This window comes from Mesorhizobium sp. LSHC412B00 (genome assembly GCF_000503035.1).
Classification (GTDB): Bacteria; Pseudomonadota; Alphaproteobacteria; order Rhizobiales; family Rhizobiaceae; genus Mesorhizobium.
This window is the reverse complement of sequence record NZ_AYWB01000018.1, coordinates 68271-84873: the sequence shown is the minus strand read 5'-3', so window position 1 is coordinate 84873 and position 16603 is coordinate 68271. Positions and strand designations below refer to the sequence as shown.

Here is a 16603-nt window from a genome sequence, read left to right as displayed (position 1 = left end):
GAACTGGCGCCAACAGTGGCGCAGTCGATCTCCCCCCTTGAGGGGGAGATGGCCGGCAGGCCAGAGGGGGTCGCTTCGGCTGCCGCGACGCCGTCCGGTCTCTCGAAGAAAGAGGGAGTTGGCGCTCCACGCGAGACGACCCCCTCTGTCGCCTTCGGCGACATCTCCCCCTCAAGGGGGGAGATTACCGCGCTCGCGGCCCGCGCCGCGGTGCTGGCCAAGGCCGATCTTACGACCGAAGCAGTGGGCGAGTTTCCGGAACTGCAAGGCGCCATGGGGCGCAAATACGCGCTGCTGCAGGGCGAGCATCCGTCCGTGGCTGCGGCGATCGAGGAGCACTACAAACCGCAAGGTCCGTCGGATAGCGTGCCGACCAATCCGGTGTCGATTGCCGTCGCGCTGGCCGACAAAATCGATACGCTGGTCGGTTTCTGGGCCATTGATGAAAAGCCGACGGGGTCTAAGGACCCTTACGCGCTGAGAAGGGCCGCGCTTGGCGTGGTGAGAATCTTGGTCGAGAACGGGATCTCACTGCCGCTGACATCGCTCTTCGATAGTGCCTATCAAACGGCGAGTTATCTCGCGTCTAAGGCTGGACGGGCCTTTGGCCCCGACCTCCTCGCCTTCTTCCACGACCGCCTGAAAGTCTATCTCCGCGACCAGGGCGCTCGGCATGATCTCATTGACGCCGTGCTGGCAGGTGGTGGAAGCGCGCCAATCTCCCCCATTGTGGGGGCGGCGAAGCCGACAAAGGGGGGCGCTGTCCCGCCGACCTCTCATTCTGGCGCGCCCCCCTCTGCCCTGCCGGGCATCTCCCCCACAAGGGGGGAGATCGGCCAATCGCAGTCGGACGACCTCCTGCAGATCGTGCGTCGCGTCGAAGCTCTGGGGTCCTTCCTCGACACCGAGGACGGCAAGAACCTGCTCGCCGGCGCCAAGCGCGCGGCCAACATTCTGGCTGCCGAGGAGAAGAAGAAAACGCGCGTCGCCGCGACTGTTGAGCCGGCGCTGTTTCGCGAGGAGGCCGAGAAATCGCTGTTTGCGGCGGTGAATCAGGCGGAGAGAGAAGCCGGCGAAGCGATTCAAAACGAAGACTTTTCCGCCGCCATGCTGGCGCTTAGCGTGTTGCGTGAACCGGTTGATTCATTCTTTGAACGCGTTCTCGTGAATGATGAGGACCAGGCCGTGCGCGCCAACCGCCTGGCGCTGCTGGCTCGCATCCGCACGGCCACCGATCAGGTCGCGGATTTTTCCAGAATAGCTGGCTAAGGGACGGACAAGCCCGAACACGGGCGGCGTTCACACGCCGCCCGTCTTGTTTTCAGTCCTCCCGAGGCTGACTCCGTCAGTCCTCCAAAATGCTGACATGCACGCTGTCTGAATAGACGTCGACCTGGATCAGCGGCTCGCCATTGACGATGGCGTTCCGTGTCGAGGAGCTCATCGCGCCACCGCGCTTCAGCATGCGTTCCAGATACGCGCGATCATCGTTGCTGCGGAACCAGTCATCGCCCTGGTCGTCGGCATCGCGCCGGTGGAACTTGTGCCAGTTGGCACGGTCCTGCCGCACCATCTGTGCTGCGCTGCTCAGCTCATAGCCGTCGCTGGCATGGTGGTCGCGATCGGAAATGCGCGCGACGTAGGACCCTAGCTCGTCACCGGCCTGCGCGCCGCCGACACCTATAGGTGACGCCAGCAACAGGCCGGCAATAGTCAAAGATTTCGTCATGTTCATGATAACCCCTCGCTCTCCTAGAACCCGGCGCGCTCATGCCAAACCCGATTGGCGAAATTGGGGCCGCCGCCGCCAAGCCGATCCTGCGCCGGGGCGTCGATCGGCGTCAAGCGGCATGGATCGGCCGACTGTCTTGGCCGACTGTTTTGGCTGAATGGCCTACTCGGCTTTGCCGACGCCCTCGATCGGCTGCTGCGGTGTTGCTGCCGGCTGCGGCGCTGCCGGTTGCGACTCGGGCTTGCCGTTCGATGCCGTTGCAGTTCCGGCTGGTGCGGTCTCTGCCGTCGGCTCAGTTGCCGGCGCCGCGGCGCTCGCCCTGGTCGGAGCCGGCGCGGCGAAGGCGCCGCCGACGATGCCGCCGCGAATGATCATCGGATCCTGCCTAGGCTTTTCGGGGATCGCCGCGACCTTTTCATAAGTCACATCGGGCTGGGCATCGCCGAGCGCGACGATCGATGGCGTCGAGGCGGTCCTGACCGGTTCGGATCCGCCAACCTTGATGACCGATGGCGTCGAGGTCGAGACGCCGAGAAAGACGATCGACGAGGCGTGCGCCCCACCGGTCATCGCCGCCAGGGTGAAACCAAGCGCTCCAAGCACACGCATCGACATCGAAACCGTCCCCTTGCCCGACAAGCCGCCAGCCCTAACCGCAAATAGCCTTAACCCCAGTGGATTGATGCCGGCTTGCAGGGAAACGTAGCATTTTAGGCATTGATAATTCGCCAACGCCGGCTTGCCCGAAAACCACTGCCGTATTAGAGCAATTCCAGGAAAAGTGAGTAGCGGTTTTCCGTCCGGAATTGCGCAAAAACAAATACTTAGAGCGTTTCAGCGAACCGCTGAACCGCTCTAATGCATGTCGCTCAAAAGTGGCCCCGGTTTTGAGAGAACGACATGCATCAAAACAAAGACCTAAAGCGCGTCGCATGAATCCGGTTCAGCGCGACGCGCTTTAGGTCCGGTGCCTGTGAGGTGAAGCGAGTGGCTGAGATACTATCCGTCGGCGAAGCGATGGAGCAGGCGTTGGCGCTGCTCGAGGGCGGCGACGTCGTCGCTATCCCGACGGAGACCGTCTATGGACTGGCCAGCGACGCGACCAATGGCGTCGGCGTCGCCCGCATCTTCGAAGCCAAGGGCCGGCCGCGCTTCAACCCGCTGATCGCCCATGTCGCCGATCTCGCGATGGCCGAGCGCATTGCGATCTTCGACCCGCTGTCGAAGCGGCTGGCCGAGGCGTTCTGGCCGGGGCCGCTGACGCTGGTGCTGCCGCTCCGACCCGGCAACGGCATCCATCCGCTGGTCACCGCCGGGCTCGATACGATCGCGCTCCGCATGCCGAGGGGCTTCGGCGGCGAGCTGATCGCCAGGCTCGGCCGGCCGCTGGCCGCGCCCAGCGCGAACTCTTCGGGCAAGATAAGCGCCACGACGGCGCAAGCCGTGGCGGCCGATCTCGGCGCCAAAATCCGGCTGGTGGTCGATGGCGGCGCCACCCCGGTCGGGCTGGAATCGACCATCGTCAAGGTCGAAGGCAACAGCGTGCGGCTGCTGAGGCCAGGCGGCATCGCTGCCGCCGATATCGAGGCCGTCACCGGCCTCAAGCTGCAGCGCGGCGCGACGGCCGGCATCGAGGCGCCCGGCATGCTGGCGTCGCATTATGCGCCGGGCGCCGCGGTGCGGCTCGACGCGCAAAACGTGGTTGAAGGCGAGGCCTTGCTGGCCTTTGGCGTCCGCCGCGCCGAAGGCTGGCAAGCGGCGGCCGCCTTGCGCAACCTGTCGGCATCAGGCGATTTGCGCGAAGCCGCAAGCAATCTGTTCGCGTATCTGCAGGAACTCGACCGCAGCGGTGCGGCGACGATCGCCGTCGAGCCGATCCCGTTCGATGGGCTCGGCGAGGCGATCAACGATCGGCTGTTTCGTGCCGCTGCCCCCCGTGACAAGCTCGACTGAGCGCCATAGTTTGCGCCCATGAACGACTCCCCCTTCGATCTCGATCCCGCCCTCATCGACCGCTTCACTGCCATTGTCGGCGAAAAATATGCACTGAGCGACCAAGCCGATATTGCACCGTATCTTACCGAGAGGCGCGGTCTGTGGCATGGCAGGACCGCCTTGGTGCTGCGTCCCGGCAGCGTCGACCAGGTGAGCCGTATTATGCGGCTGGCGAGCGAGACGGGAACGCCGGTCGTGCCGCAAAGCGGCAACACCGGGCTGGTCGGCGCCCAGGTGCCTGACGCATCCGGCCGCGAGATCGTGCTTTCTTTGTCGCGGCTGAACCGCATTCGCGAGATCGACGTCTTCTCCAACACGGTAACCGTCGAGGCCGGCGTTATCCTGCAGACGCTGCAGGAAGCCGCCGACGCCGCCGACCGGCTGTTTCCGCTGTCGCTTGCCGCGCAAGGGTCCTGCCAGATCGGCGGCAATCTCTCGTCCAATGCCGGCGGCACCGGCGTGCTTGCCTATGGCAATGCGCGCGAACTCTGCCTTGGTGTCGAAGTCGTGCTGCCGACCGGCGAAGTCTTCGACGATCTGCGCAAACTGAAGAAGGACAACACCGGTTACGATCTGAAGAACCTGTTCGTCGGCGCCGAAGGCACGCTCGGCATCATCACCGCGGCGGTGCTGAAACTGTTTCCCAAGCCCAAGGGGCGCGAAGTGGCCTTTGCCGGCCTGTCGTCGCCGGAAGCAGCGCTTTCGCTGTTCAGCCTGGCGATGGACCGGGCAGGGGCGGCACTCACCGCCTTCGAGCTGATCGGCCAGCGTCCTTATGATTTCACGCTGCGCCATGCGCAGGGCGTCACGCGGCCGCTGGCGCAGGATTGGCCATGGTATGTGTTGATGCAGGTGTCGTCGGGCCGTTCGGCCGAGGACGCCAGGGGGCTGATCGAAGAAGTGCTGTCGGCAGGCCTCCAGCAAGGCATCGTCGGCGACGCGGTGATCGCGGCCAGCCTGGCGCAGGGCGACGCGTTCTGGAACTTCCGCGAGGTGCTGCCGGATTCGCAAAAGCCCGAAGGCGCTTCGATCAAGCATGATATTTCGGTGCCGGTGGCATCCATCCCGGCGTTTATCGAAAAGGCGGCCGGTGCAGTGGCTTCGGTCAGTCCGCAGGCGCGCGTGGTCTGCTTCGGCCATATGGGCGACGGCAATCTCCACTACAACATCTCCCGGCCGGAGGGCGGTGACGACGAAGCGTTTCTCGGCCTCTACCACGCCATGAACCATGCCGTGCACGATGTCGTGCGCTCCTTCCACGGCTCGATCTCGGCCGAGCACGGCATCGGCCAGTTGAAGCGCGACGAGCTGATCGCCACCGCGCCGCCAATGGCGATCGAACTGATGCGCCGGGTGAAGGCGGCCTTCGATCCGGCCGGGATCATGAATCCCGGTAAGGTTATCTGATCCTTTCAACATCTAGTGGCTGGTCTCATTCCGATAACCATCCACTGAGATCAGCAAAATTTAACTGACTTTCTTAAGCCGGGCGGTAAGGAGCCCGCGCTAATATTCTCCACAACGAGGCAGGGAAAACCGGCCCGGAGAGACCCGCAAAACGGCTCTCAGGAGAAACACAGGAAGGCAGTAGATGAACAGTGTACTGAAGCCCGTCTGGGCCGGGCGCAACATGCGTCTTGACCCATTCCGCCTGCCGCAAGTGGTGAGCTATGCCACGCGCGACGACTATGGCGACGTAACCTTCACCATCGACCAGCGCGGCGCCGTCATCCGCCGCACGCTCGAGATGAGCGGCGTGCCGGCGATCATCGCGCTGCCCGCCAACGCGTTTCGCGGCGTCGCCGCCCGCGCGATGGAGGATGCGCAAGGCAATGTCACGGTAACCCTCGAACTCCTGCACAACGACCCGATGCTGTCGGTGCCGCTGCTGGTGGCCGACGATCTCGACGACGTCGCCGCCGACTGGCGCGCCTGGGCCGATGCTTACCGGCTGCAGATGCTGCTGATCGAATCCGACGGCATTGCCCGCACGCTTGAGGAATCGCTCGGCGCCGCCATCAAGGCGCTGCCGGCCAAGGATCGCCGCAAGGGCCGGGTCTCGACCACGCGCCGCCCGCGCTTCCTCGCCCGCCGCAGGGCCGGCGACCTCGGGCTGAGGCTGGTTATTGATGGCCAGGAGATTATTTCGAGAGAATAGAGCGCTCTTCTCCTTCCCCCCTTGTGGGGGAAGGTGGATTGCCGCGAAGCGGCAAGACGGATGAGGGGTGTTCCAGGGAACGCCAACGCCTCACTCCGCTGGAGCACCCCTCATCCGTCTCGGCGCTGCGCGTCGATCCACCTTCTCCCACAAGGGGAGAAGGAAGAGGGAGCCTACACCAGCGGCTTCAGCGCCACCCACAGCGCACCGCCGATCAGGCCGAGGAAGATCAGCCAGCCGACCTGGTTGTTCGATTTGAACAGCCGCAGGCATTGATCGGGATCGTTGATATCCAGAACCGCTATCTGCCGCGCCATATGCGCGCCGGCGGCGATCAGCCCGGCCAGCGCCACCACCGGCGCCTGCACCGAGGCGAAGGCGATGGCAAAGCAGACCAGCGTGCCGCCATAAAGCCCGACCAGCCAGGTCTTGGTGTTGTCGCCGAACAGCCGCGCCGTCGAGCGCACGCCGACGATGGCGTCGTCTTCCTTGTCCTGATGTGCATAGATGGTGTCGTAGCCGATCACCCACAGGATTGAGCCGATATAGAGCATGACGGCCGGGCCATCGAGATCGCCGAACTCGACCGCCCAGCCCATCAGCGCACCCCAGGAGAAGGCGAGCCCGAGCACCAATTGCGGCCAGTTGGTGAAGCGCTTCATGAAGGGATAGACGGCAACGATGACCAGCGAGGCGATGCCGAGCGGAATGGCGAAGTCGTTGAACTGCAACAGCACGACCAGCCCCAGCAGCGCCTGGATGACCAGGAATATCCAGGCCTGGCGGCGCGTCACCTTGCCGGCCGGCAGCGGCCGCGAACGGGTGCGCTCGACCTTGTTGTCGATGTCCTGGTCGACAATGTCGTTATAGGTGCAGCCGGCGCCGCGCATGGCGACGGCGCCGACGAAGAACAGGAACAGGAACCATGGCGACGGGAGCAATGTGAGCAGCGGGTCGCTTGCGCGCGGATAGGCGCTGGCCGCAAGCGCTGCCGACCACCAGCAGGGCCACAGCAGCAATTGCCAGCCGATCGGCCGGTCCCAGCGCGCAAGCTGCGCGTAAGGCCACAGCCAGCGCGGCAATATCTTGTAGACCCAATGGCCGCTCGGCGCGTCGGCGACGCGGCCCTGTGCGGCTTTCGACTGGATGGTTTCCATCGTGCTGGAGTGGCAGCAGCGGCGTGCGCCGTCAAGCGGCCGCATTGTCGCTCAGGCGGTGAAAATATCGTGGCTGGCAAACCATTCCTTCGCCACCTCCGTGAAGGCCAGCGCCGCCTTCGACAGCCTTTGCCTTGTGTCATGGGTGAGGATGATGCGCTGCATCGGCAGCGGATCGGACAGCGGCTTGCAGACCAGCGGCAGCCCGTCATAACTCCTGTCGCCATAAGGCCTGGTGTAGCTCACCGCGACGCCGAAGCCGTTGGCGACCATGCTGCGCTGCAGTTCGAACGAACTCGCCGTCGATTGCGAGACCGGCGACAGGCCGCGGCTGAGGAACAGGTCCAGCATATGCTGCCAGCTGTGCGGCTGGTCGGTGGTGATCAAGGGATGGGTCGCCAGCTCCGCCAGGCTGACGCTGGCCTGGCTGGCCAGCGCGTGGCCTTGCGGCAGAAGCGCGTGTGGCCGCAGCTCATGCAGCAGGGTGCGGGCGAAGTGCGAGGGCAGGCCGAGATCGTAGGTCAGGCCGAGATCGATTGCCGCATCGCCGAGCCGCCGGCCGAGCGTCTCGAAGGTCTCGTCGCGGACCACCACGGTGACCGCCGGGCAGCGTTGCGAAAAAGCGCGGATCAGCGCCGGCGCGAAATAAGGCGCCAGATCCTCGAAACAGCCGAGCACAAGTTCGCCGCCGACATCGGCGTGGCGCGTCCCGAGCCCAACCAGTTCGTCCGCTTCGGCCAGCACCTGCTTTGCCTTCGCCACCGCGCTGCGGCCGAACGAGGTCAGCGCGATGCCGCTGCCGCGCTGGCGCACGAACAGTTTCTGGCCGAGCGTCGCTTCGACATTGTCGATCGCCACCGAGATCGAGGGCTGCGAGACGTTCAGCATCCGGGCGGCCACGGTGACGCTGCCATGCCGTGCGACGGCGACGAGGTAACGCAGCTGGGTGAGGGTCAGATTCATAGTCTAAAACTATAAGGGAGATGAGAAGTTATTATTTTACGCGATGTGCGGCGGCCGCGATAGTCGGTCATCGAAACAGGAGAGACATGACATGGCCGCCAGACATATCGATGCCGCAGCGATTGCCGACTACCAGCGCGACGGCGCGGTCTGCATACGCGGCGCCTTCAAGGACTGGGTCGGCACCATCGCCGCCGGCATCGAGCGCAACATGCAAAACCGCAGCGCCACGGCCTCGGACATCGCCAACGGCAAGGGCAGCTTCTTCGACGATTACTGCAATTGGGAGCGCATTCCCGAATTCGTCGACGTGGTGCGCAATTCCCCGGCCGCGGAACTCGCGGCAGCGGCGATGCAGTCGCGCAGCGCCCAGTTCTTCCACGACCATGTGCTGGTCAAGGAACCGGGCACGCAAAAGCCGACGCCTTGGCACCAGGACATCCCGTATTACTTCGTCGATGGCACCCAGACCGTCAGCTTCTGGATTCCGATCGATCCGGTCAAGGAAGCGACGCTGCGGCTGATCGCCGGCTCGCACAAATGGGACAAGATGATCCTGCCGGTGCGCTGGCTAGATGACAGCAATTTCTATGCCGGCGAGGGCGACTACCTCCCCGTGCCGGATCCAGACAAGGACCCGTCGCTGAAGGTGCTCGAATGGGAGATGGAGCCGGGCGACGCCATCCTGTTCGACTTCCGCACCGCGCATGGTGCGCGCGGCAATCCGACCGCGGCGCGTCGCCGGGCGCTGTCGCTGCGCTGGGTCGGCGACGATGCGCGCTATGTCGAGCGCCCCGGCCGTACCTCGCCGCCCTATCCCGGCCATGACATGAAGCCCGGCCAGAAACTGCGCGAGGACTGGTTCCCGGTCGTCTTCCAGAGCTGATACCGGCCGGGGACGCCGTGCTCTCGGCGCGACGTTCCCGTGCGCAACCGGTATGGCGCAAGGTAAAACTCTTGACCCGCGCCGCCCGGGGCAATAGCGCAGTCCCTGTCGTGAAATGACAAGGGACATCGGCATGCGCGTTTTGTTGATCGGCTCCGGCGGCCGCGAACATGCCCTGGCCTGGAAGATCGCGGCCTCGCCGCTTTTGACCAGGCTCTATGCCGCGCCCGGCAATCCGGGCATCGCCCACGAGGCCGAACTGGTCAAGCTCGACATCGCCGACCATGCCGCTGTTGCCAGCTTCTGCAAGGACAACGCGATCGACCTCGTCGTCGTCGGGCCGGAAGGCCCGCTGGTCGCCGGCATTGCCGATGACCTGCGCGGCGAAGGCATCCGCGTCTTCGGACCGTCGAAGCGCGCCGCAAGGCTCGAAGGCTCGAAAGGTTTTACCAAGGACCTCTGCGCCAAATACGATATCCCGACCGCTGCCTATGGCCGCTTCACCGATCTGACCGCGGCAAAGGCCTACGTCGAAAAGATGGGAGCGCCGATCGTCATCAAGGCCGATGGGCTCGCTGCCGGCAAGGGCGTCACCATCGCCATGACGCTGGACGAGGCGCGCGCCGCCCTCGATGCTTGTTTCGACGGCGCATTCGGTGACGCCGGCGCTGAGGTCGTGGTCGAGGAATTCATGACCGGCGAGGAGGCGAGTTTCTTCTGCCTGTGCGACGGCACGACCGCACTTCCCTTTGGCACCGCGCAGGACCACAAGCGCGTCGGCGATGGCGATACCGGCCCCAACACCGGCGGCATGGGCGCCTATTCGCCGGCGCCGGTGATGAGCCCCGAAATTGTCGAGCGCACCATGCGCGAGATCGTCGAGCCGACCATGCGCGGCATGGCCGAGCTTGGCGCGCCGTTCGCCGGTATTCTGTTTGCCGGGCTGATGATCACCGACAAGGGGCCGAAGCTGATCGAATACAATACCCGCTTCGGCGATCCCGAGTGTCAGGTGCTGATGATGCGGCTGAAGGACGATCTGCTGGTGCTGCTCAACGCCGCCGTCGACGGCCAGTTGGCGCACAGTTCGATCCGCTGGCGCGACGATGCCGCGCTGACCGTGGTGATGGCGGCACAGGGCTATCCCGGGACGCCGGAAAAAGGCTCGGTCATTCGGGCTCTCGACGAAGCCGCTGGCGAAGGCGTTGAGATTTTCCATGCCGGCACTGCCATCAATGGCGGCGCGCTGGTCGCCAATGGCGGCCGCGTGCTCAACGTCACGGCATCAGGCAAGACGGTGGGCGAAGCGCAAAGCCGCGCTTACGCCGCGCTCGACCGTATCGACTGGCCGCAAGGCTTCTGCCGCCGCGACATAGGCTGGCAGGCGGTGGCGCGGGAAAAGGCCAGCGCCGCCACATAAGCCTCAGCGCTCGCGAACCAGTTCCGTCGAAGCGGTGCTGACCGGGTCGGCGGCCTGCGAGAAGGCGGCCTCGAGCAGAGCCTCCGAACGATACGTGGTCCGCTTCCAGGCGACATACTCGGCAATACCGAAGCGCGCGCGGCGCGGCACCGTCTTGACCACCGGCATGCGGAAGGCGGCGCGGAATGTCTGCCAGCGCGCGCCGAGCACCGCCACCATTTCCTCGACCGTCGGTGGCGTCGCCACATCGGCGTATGTGATGGTGACTTTGCCGGCGAGCCCGGCCGCGCGCGACACCGGCACCGGTATCGAGGCGAGGTAGTCGGGCGGCACGTCGATCAGGCCGCCGAAGGGCCATTGCTGGCGCAGTGCCGCCGCGTCCATCGGCGCGACGTTGACGTCGATGTCGTTGGGCGTGCCGGCGACGCGGTAGGGGCAGCGCAGGCGCCCGCAATTGGCCTGCGCCGAGAACTGCCACAGCGCATAGCCCTGCCAGTTGCCCATCGGAAAATGCACGTCAATGTCGGGCTTGTAGCGCGCATACCAGAGCGGCAGCCGCGACAGCAGACGGTATTGGTAGCGCTTGTCGGCGATGTACTGGGCGGTCTTGCCGTTGGTGTAGAGGATCGGGAAACGGCCGAGCCGCCGGTGCACCTGGCGCACGAATTCCTCGGCATCCTCGAGCGACATCCATTGCGAGGGGTCGTTGCCTTCGAGATCGAGGGCGAGCAGATCGTCAGGGGCTGGCTCGGCGAAATCGATGAAACTGTTGGCCTGCTCGAGCGGATTGCCGGGGCGGGCAAGATGATAGGCGCCCCATTTCAGGCCGAGCGCCTTGGCCACCACCTTGCGCGTCTGAAACAGCTCGCGCGTCACCGCAAAGCGTTTCCACAATGTCTTGCAGAGTTTGACCGTAGGCTCGTCGCCGTAGCAGAAATAGGGCGGCGGCAGCCCGTCGGAGGCCTTGTTGACGAAGCCGACAATGCGCTTGTCGGTGGCAAGCTGCGCCCAGTCGATGGAATTGTATTCATAGGCGTCGACCACCAGCGCGCGGTCGCCATCCCGCCAAGGCTCGGAAAAGTCCGAGGCTGTAGCCGCTGACGTCAGCGCCATCATCGCCGCGAGAGCGATCGCTGAGCGGCGAAGAAGATGCGCCGGCGTTTTCAAACAGGGGATCCCCGCTGACCAAACACCGATGGTGGACCGGTATGGTTAAGGAAGTGCTTTCGGGCAGGAGTCCTGTCGCTCTCGCGATTTCGTCATCCTATGGCGAAGCAAGGAGCGAAGCGACCCGGCGCGGACCATAGTATGCATTCCGCGACTTCGAAGCGTTGCCACGGCGCGGAATTCTGCACCGTTGCGCCCCTGGCGCGAGGTCGCGACATGGTACTCGGCATCCGCTACGCTCCCGCTCCACCTGTGGACGACGAAGTTCGATGAAAATCCGCGTGACAAAGTTTGACGTTTACGTAAAAAGAAGGTCGGAGGCCGCCCAGAGGCGGATGGTTTTGCATCGGCCCGGGTCCTAGGATCGAGCAGTCGGAGCAGCGGAGGAGAAAGCGGCATGTACAAGGCCCCGGTCGACGACATTTCGTTCACGCTCAAGCATGTCGCCGGGCTCAAACCGGCGCTCGACAGCGGCGCGTTCGGCGACCTCGGCGAAGACCTTGTCGACGCCATCCTGGCCGAGGCCGGCCGCTTCGCCAGCGAGGAAGTGGCGCCGCTCTACAAGATCGGCGACGAGCACGGCGCGGTGCTGAAGGATGCAGCCGTGACCATGCCGCCCGGCTGGAGGGCGCTTTACCGCAGCTGGATCGGCGGTGGCTGGAACGCGCTGTCCGGACCGGAAGAATTCGGTGGCCAGGGCCTGCCGACCATGCTCGGCGTTGCCGCGCTCGAAATGTGGAACTCCGCCGCCATGGCCTTCGGCATCGGCCCGACGCTGACCATGGGCGCCGTCGAGGCGCTGGACAAGCATGCCTCCGAAGCGCTGAAGGCAAAGTATCTGGCAAAGCTCGTCTCCGGCGAGTGGATGGGGACGATGAACCTGACCGAGCCGCAGGCCGGTTCCGATCTCGCCGCCTTGCGCAGTCGCGCCGAGCCTGCCGGCGACGGCACCTACCGCATCTTCGGCCAGAAGATCTTCATCACCTATGGCGAGCATGATTTCACCGACAACATCATCCATCTGGTGCTGGCGCGGCTGCCCGACGCACCGGCCGGCACGCGCGGCATCTCGCTGTTTTTGGTGCCGAAATTCCTGGTCAATGATGACGGCTCGCTCGGTAGATCGGAAGAGCACACGTCTGAACTNGGCATCCATGCCTCGCCGACTTGCACCATGATCTATGGCGACGGGTTCCAGGGTGCTGCGCCCGGCGCCGTCGGTTGGCTGATCGGCGAGGAGAACAAGGGGCTCGCCTGCATGTTCACCATGATGAACAACGCGAGGCTTTGCGTCGGCATGCAGGGCGTGGCAGTGGCCGAAGCCGCGACGCAGAAGGCGATCGCCTATGCCAATGAGCGCCGCCAGGGCAAGGCATCGGACTTTTCAGGCGCCGGGATGGCGCCGATCGTCCATCACCCCGACGTGCAGCGCAATCTCTTGACCATGAAGGCTTTGACCCAGATCGCCCGCGCCATCTCGTATTCCTGCGCCTATGCCATCGACTTTGCGCGTGTGTCGACAGGCGAGGAGGCCGCGCATTGGCGCGATCGCGCCAATCTGCTGACGCCGCTGGCCAAGGCCTTTTCCACCGATATCGGCGTCGATGTCGCATCGCTCGGCGTCCAGGTCCACGGCGGTATGGGCTTCATCGAGGAGACGGGCGCGGCCGCGCTCTATCGCGACTCCCGCATTGCGCCGATCTATGAAGGCACCAACGGCATCCAGGCGATCGACCTTGTAGCCCGCAAATTGCCGCTTGGCGGCGGCGAGCATGTGCATGGCTATATCGCCGAACTGAAGGCCATCGCCGACGAGGTGCGGACCTCGAACCTGCAGGGCTTCGGCCGCACCGCCGAAGCGCTTGACCAGGCGTTCGACGATCTCACCGAGGCGACGCGCTTCCTGCAGAAGCTGCTGGCCGACGGCCGTCTGGACGAAGCGCAAGCCGGTGCGACCCCCTATCTCAGGCTGATCTCGCTTGCTGCCGGCGGCGCTTATCTGGCGCGTGGCGGACTTGCCCAGCAGAGCCGCATCGCCCTTTGCCGCTTTTTCGCCGAAAACCTGCTCGGCGAAGTCAGCGCCTTGAAGGAACGCGTCATCGATGGCGCCGAGAGCCTCGCTACCGCCGGCAAGGCGCTGATAACGGCCTGAATACCAGAGCGCTCACCAGGGAAGAATGACCGTGACAGACCATATTCTCGTCGAGCGCCAGGGCGCCATCCAGATCATCCGCATGAACCGTCCCGACAAGAAGAACGCACTGACGCGCGCCATGTACGCGACAATGTCCAAGGCGCTGGCCGATGGCGATGCCGACCCGGCGGTTCGCGTCCATGTCTTCCTCGGTGTGCCTGGCGCCTTCTCTTCCGGCAACGATCTCGCCGATTTCCTGGTCATCGCCACCGGCGGTGAGGGCGGCAACGAGGTCTGGGACTTCCTGATGGCGCTGGCCAAAACGGAGAAGCCGATGGTCTCCGGCGTCGACGGCATTGCGGTCGGCATCGGCACCACGCTCAATTTGCATTGCGACCTGACTTTCGCCACGCCGCGCACGGTGTTCCGCACACCCTTCGTCGACCTCGGCCTGGTGCCGGAGGCGGGCTCCAGCCTGCTGGCGCCGCTCATCCTCGGCAGGCAGGGCGCCTTTGCGCTGCTTGGACTCGGCGAAGGTTTTTCCGCCGAACGCGCCAAGGCCGCCGGCCTGATCTATGAGGTGGTCGAGGAGGACGGGCTAGAAGCCGCGGCACTCGCCGCGGCCGGCGCGATCGCCGCCAAGCCGCCGCAGGCGCTGAAGATCGCTCGTGACCTGATGCGCGCCCCGCGCGACGAGCTTGTCGCCCGCTTCAAGGTGGAGAGCGAGCGTTTCTCCGAGCGGCTGAAGTCCGACGAAGCGCGCGCCGCGTTGACGGCCTTCATGACGCGCAAGAAGGCCTGAACTTATCCTCAGGGATAAAGCCGTGTCTTGTCCCAGCCGCCTTCGGCGTTGCGCGAAAAGACCAGCCGATCGTGCAGCCGGAATGGCCGGTCGTGCCAGAACTCGATCGCCTGCGGCACGATGCGGAAGCCCGACCAGTGCTTTGGCCGCGGGATTTCGCCGATAGGGTAGCGCGCCGTGTATTCGGCCACCGCCTTCTCTAGGGCAAAGCGGCTTTCCAGCGGCCGCGACTGTTTCGAAGCCCATGCGCCGATCCGGCTGCCGCGCGGCCGCGTCGCGTAATAGGCGTCGGCTTCAGCGTCGCTGACGATCTCCACCGGACCGCGTATGCGCACCTGGCGGCGCAGCGATTTCCAGTGGAAGCACATCGCCGCCTTCATGCTGCCAAGAATCTCGCGGCCCTTGGCGCTCTCGAAATTCGTGTAGAAGACAAAGCCGCTTTCATCGAAACCCTTGAGCAGCACCATCCGCACATCCGGCATGCCGTCGGCATCGACGGTTGCAAGTGCTACGCCGTTGGCGTCGTTGATTTCGCTTTTCTTGGCGTCCTCCAGCCACTCGGCAAAGAGCCGGAACGGCTCGGCGGCTTCGGTAAAGTCACTACTTGTTAACTCAGTGTCACTCATAGTTTTTCTCAAATTGTCTCGAGCTTCAGGAGGTTGCCGATTGTCGCGTATCGCGCAAGCTTTTGACAGCGGGCAATGGAGCGTTATCGCTTCGGCCAGTTCGAAAGCCGTGATCGTGATTATCGCACTGCCGCTTGCCGCCTGCGGCGCCGGCGGCTTCAGCCTGGAAAAGGCCGAGGTCGATCGTTCCATCGTCACCTCAAGCGCGCCGGCGAGGGTGACATCGACGGACGCCGACAGCGCTTCCGACCAGACCACGATCGGCAATGCGGTGTCTTCGGCCGACATCGAGGAGCTTCGCGGCCAGGCCGTGCCGTGGGCGAATGCCGACACCGGCTCGCGGGGCTCCATCACCGAACTCGCCGAAGTGCAGGACAACGGCCAGGCCTGCCGCAGCTTTACCGCCTCGCGCGAAAGCTTCGACGGCGTCGCTTTGTTCAAGGGGCAATTGTGCATCGCCGCGGCCGGCGGCTGGCACATGCAGGACTTCAAACCGCTCTGATTTTTCGAGGTTTGCGGGCGCTGCAATTTCAACCCTCGATAAGCCTGTGCGCCACTGGAATTTCTTCCTATGGGAGCGCATATAAAGGCCAACGTGGATTTAACTCATTTTCCAGGGCAGGACGCATGCGCGACCCCTATGAGGTGCTGGGCGTTGCCAAGAACGCATCGGCCAAGGACATAAAATCGGCCTACCGCAAGCTCGCCAAGAAGTATCATCCGGACCAGAATCCGAATGATCCCAAGGCCAAGGACCGTTTTGCCGCCGCCAATCAGGCCTATGAGGTCGTCGGCGACGAGAAGAACCGTGCGGCCTTCGACCGCGGCGAGATCGACGCCGACGGCAAGCCGAAATTCCAGGGCTTCGAGGGTGCAGCCGGCGGCGGCGATCCGTTCGGTGGCTTCCGCCGCCAGCAGGGCGCCGGCGGCTCGCGCTTCGAATTCCGATCGGGGCGTCCGGGCGGCGATCCGTTCGACGGCAACAGCGACATTTTCAGCCAGATCTTCGGCGACGCCTTTTCCGGCGCGCGTGGCGCCGGAACAGGCGACCGCCGCCAGCAGGCGACCGCCGCCGATCTCAACGTGACGCTCGACGTCACCATCGAGGAGATAGCGACCGCCGAAAAGGTGACGGCGATGTTCCCCGACGGCCGCAAGATTGCGGTCAAGCTGCCGGTCTATGTCGAGGACGGACAGACCATCCGGCTGAAGGGCCAGGGCGAGCAGGGGCCGGGACAGCCGGGCGATGCGCTGGTCAAGATCCGTATCCGCAGGCACCCGCGCTACCGCATCGAGGGCCGTGACCTGCATGCCGATCTGGAGGTAGCGCTTGCCGATGCGGTGCTGGGCGCCAAGGTGCCGGTCGACACGCCGACCGGCAGGCTGGCGGTCAACATTCCGGCCTGGTCGAGCTCCGATAAGGTGCTGCGCCTGAAGGGCAGGGGCTTGCCGGAAAAGGCGGGTGGCCATGGCGATCTCTACGCCCATGTCCGCATCATGCTGCCGGAAGGCGGCGACAGCGAACTCGAAGCGCTGATGCGCAGCCGCAAAGGCTGACGCGGC

The 16603-nt window shown here is 64.7% G+C and carries 15 protein-coding genes; 9 read left to right on the top strand and 6 right to left on the bottom strand.

Annotation, left to right across the window (positions count from 1 at the left end):
• Positions 1-1269: glycine--tRNA ligase subunit beta (locus tag X757_RS1000000168670; protein WP_031251588.1), on the top strand; the 1269-nt coding region annotated here is incomplete at its 5' end.
• A gap of 76 nt (positions 1270-1345) precedes the next feature.
• Here X757_RS1000000168670 and X757_RS140305 read toward each other — a convergent pair.
• The gene (locus X757_RS140305; RefSeq protein WP_081732299.1) at positions 1346-1729 is read right to left on the bottom strand and encodes a hypothetical protein; all 384 of its coding nucleotides are present in this window, start codon (positions 1727-1729) and stop codon (positions 1346-1348) included.
• 165 nt (positions 1730-1894) lie between these two features.
• Entirely contained in the window at positions 1895-2347 is a 453-nt protein-coding gene (locus X757_RS140310; RefSeq protein ID WP_023727503.1) for a hypothetical protein, read from the bottom strand.
• Between the two features lie 372 nt (positions 2348-2719).
• Here X757_RS140310 and X757_RS140315 point away from each other — a divergent pair, with 372 nt between their 5' ends.
• The 3 genes from X757_RS140315 to X757_RS140325 all read left to right on the top strand — a co-directional run bounded on the left by X757_RS140315 (position 2720) and on the right by X757_RS140325 (position 5885).
• Complete coding sequence (locus X757_RS140315; protein ID WP_023727502.1) at positions 2720-3685, top strand: L-threonylcarbamoyladenylate synthase; 966 nt, start codon at positions 2720-2722, stop codon at positions 3683-3685.
• Positions 3686-3703: 18 nt separating this feature from the next.
• Complete coding sequence (locus tag X757_RS140320; protein WP_023727501.1) at positions 3704-5134, top strand: FAD-binding oxidoreductase; 1431 nt, start codon at positions 3704-3706, stop codon at positions 5132-5134.
• 184 nt (positions 5135-5318) lie between these two features.
• A complete protein-coding gene (locus tag X757_RS140325; RefSeq protein WP_023684357.1) occupies positions 5319-5885 on the top strand; it encodes a DUF6101 family protein in 567 nt (188 codons plus the stop codon).
• A 173-nt stretch (positions 5886-6058) separates the two neighbouring features.
• Here the strand turns inward: X757_RS140325 and ubiA are convergent, their stop codons facing one another.
• Complete coding sequence (gene ubiA, locus X757_RS140330) at positions 6059-7042, bottom strand: 4-hydroxybenzoate octaprenyltransferase (protein ID WP_023727500.1); 984 nt, start codon at positions 7040-7042, stop codon at positions 6059-6061.
• A gap of 51 nt (positions 7043-7093) precedes the next feature.
• Complete coding sequence (locus X757_RS140335) at positions 7094-8005, bottom strand: LysR family transcriptional regulator (RefSeq protein ID WP_023727499.1); 912 nt, start codon at positions 8003-8005, stop codon at positions 7094-7096.
• Between the two features lie 91 nt (positions 8006-8096).
• On the opposite strand from X757_RS140335, the gene X757_RS140340 reads away from it, so the two are divergent.
• Both X757_RS140340 and purD read left to right on the top strand, forming a co-directional pair.
• Positions 8097-8891 (top strand): phytanoyl-CoA dioxygenase family protein, encoded by a 795-nt coding sequence (locus X757_RS140340; RefSeq protein WP_023706642.1) that lies wholly within the window; start codon positions 8097-8099, stop codon positions 8889-8891.
• A gap of 133 nt (positions 8892-9024) precedes the next feature.
• Positions 9025-10311 carry a phosphoribosylamine--glycine ligase gene (gene purD / locus X757_RS140345; RefSeq protein WP_023727498.1) on the top strand — a complete coding sequence of 429 codons (1287 nt, stop codon included), beginning with the start codon at positions 9025-9027 and terminating at the stop codon, positions 10309-10311.
• Between the two features lie 3 nt (positions 10312-10314).
• Here purD and X757_RS140350 read toward each other — a convergent pair whose 3' ends face one another.
• Positions 10315-11427 carry a glycoside hydrolase family 25 protein gene (locus X757_RS140350; RefSeq protein WP_032996374.1) on the bottom strand — a complete coding sequence of 371 codons (1113 nt, stop codon included), beginning with the start codon at positions 11425-11427 and terminating at the stop codon, positions 10315-10317.
• A gap of 2234 nt (positions 11428-13661) precedes the next feature.
• Here X757_RS140350 and X757_RS140360 point away from each other — a divergent pair.
• A complete protein-coding gene (locus X757_RS140360; protein ID WP_023727495.1) occupies positions 13662-14414 on the top strand; it encodes a crotonase/enoyl-CoA hydratase family protein in 753 nt (250 codons plus the stop codon).
• A gap of 8 nt (positions 14415-14422) precedes the next feature.
• Here X757_RS140360 and pdxH read toward each other — a convergent pair whose 3' ends face one another.
• Complete coding sequence (gene pdxH / locus X757_RS140365) at positions 14423-15052, bottom strand: pyridoxamine 5'-phosphate oxidase (RefSeq protein ID WP_081725434.1); 630 nt, start codon at positions 15050-15052, stop codon at positions 14423-14425.
• Between the two features lie 28 nt (positions 15053-15080).
• Between pdxH and X757_RS140370 the strand changes: the two genes are divergently transcribed.
• Entirely contained in the window at positions 15081-15542 is a 462-nt protein-coding gene (locus X757_RS140370; RefSeq protein ID WP_023687129.1) for an RT0821/Lpp0805 family surface protein, read from the top strand.
• Between the two features lie 125 nt (positions 15543-15667).
• Entirely contained in the window at positions 15668-16597 is a 930-nt protein-coding gene (locus X757_RS140375) for a DnaJ C-terminal domain-containing protein (RefSeq protein ID WP_023692090.1), read from the top strand.
• Positions 16598-16603 lie beyond the last annotated feature (6 nt).

Bases quoted from the DNA above. Each gene is read 5' to 3' on its own strand.
- X757_RS140375 (WP_023692090.1), top strand. From the start codon at position 15,668: ATGCGCGACCCCTATGAGGTGCTGGGCGTTGCCAAGAACGCATCGGCC.
- X757_RS140340 (WP_023706642.1), top strand. From the start codon at position 8,097: ATGGCCGCCAGACATATCGATGCCGCAGCGATTGCCGACTACCAGCGC.
- X757_RS140350 (WP_032996374.1), bottom strand. From the start codon at position 11,427: ATGATGGCGCTGACGTCAGCGGCTACAGCCTCGGACTTTTCCGAGCCT.
- X757_RS140325 (WP_023684357.1), top strand. From the start codon at position 5,319: ATGAACAGTGTACTGAAGCCCGTCTGGGCCGGGCGCAACATGCGTCTT.
- X757_RS140305 (WP_081732299.1), bottom strand. From the start codon at position 1,729: ATGACGAAATCTTTGACTATTGCCGGCCTGTTGCTGGCGTCACCTATA.
- X757_RS140335 (WP_023727499.1), bottom strand. From the start codon at position 8,005: ATGAATCTGACCCTCACCCAGCTGCGTTACCTCGTCGCCGTCGCACGG.
- ubiA (WP_023727500.1), bottom strand. From the start codon at position 7,042: ATGGAAACCATCCAGTCGAAAGCCGCACAGGGCCGCGTCGCCGACGCG.
- purD (WP_023727498.1), top strand. From the start codon at position 9,025: ATGCGCGTTTTGTTGATCGGCTCCGGCGGCCGCGAACATGCCCTGGCC.
- X757_RS140310 (WP_023727503.1), bottom strand. From the start codon at position 2,347: ATGTCGATGCGTGTGCTTGGAGCGCTTGGTTTCACCCTGGCGGCGATG.
- X757_RS140320 (WP_023727501.1), top strand. From the start codon at position 3,704: ATGAACGACTCCCCCTTCGATCTCGATCCCGCCCTCATCGACCGCTTC.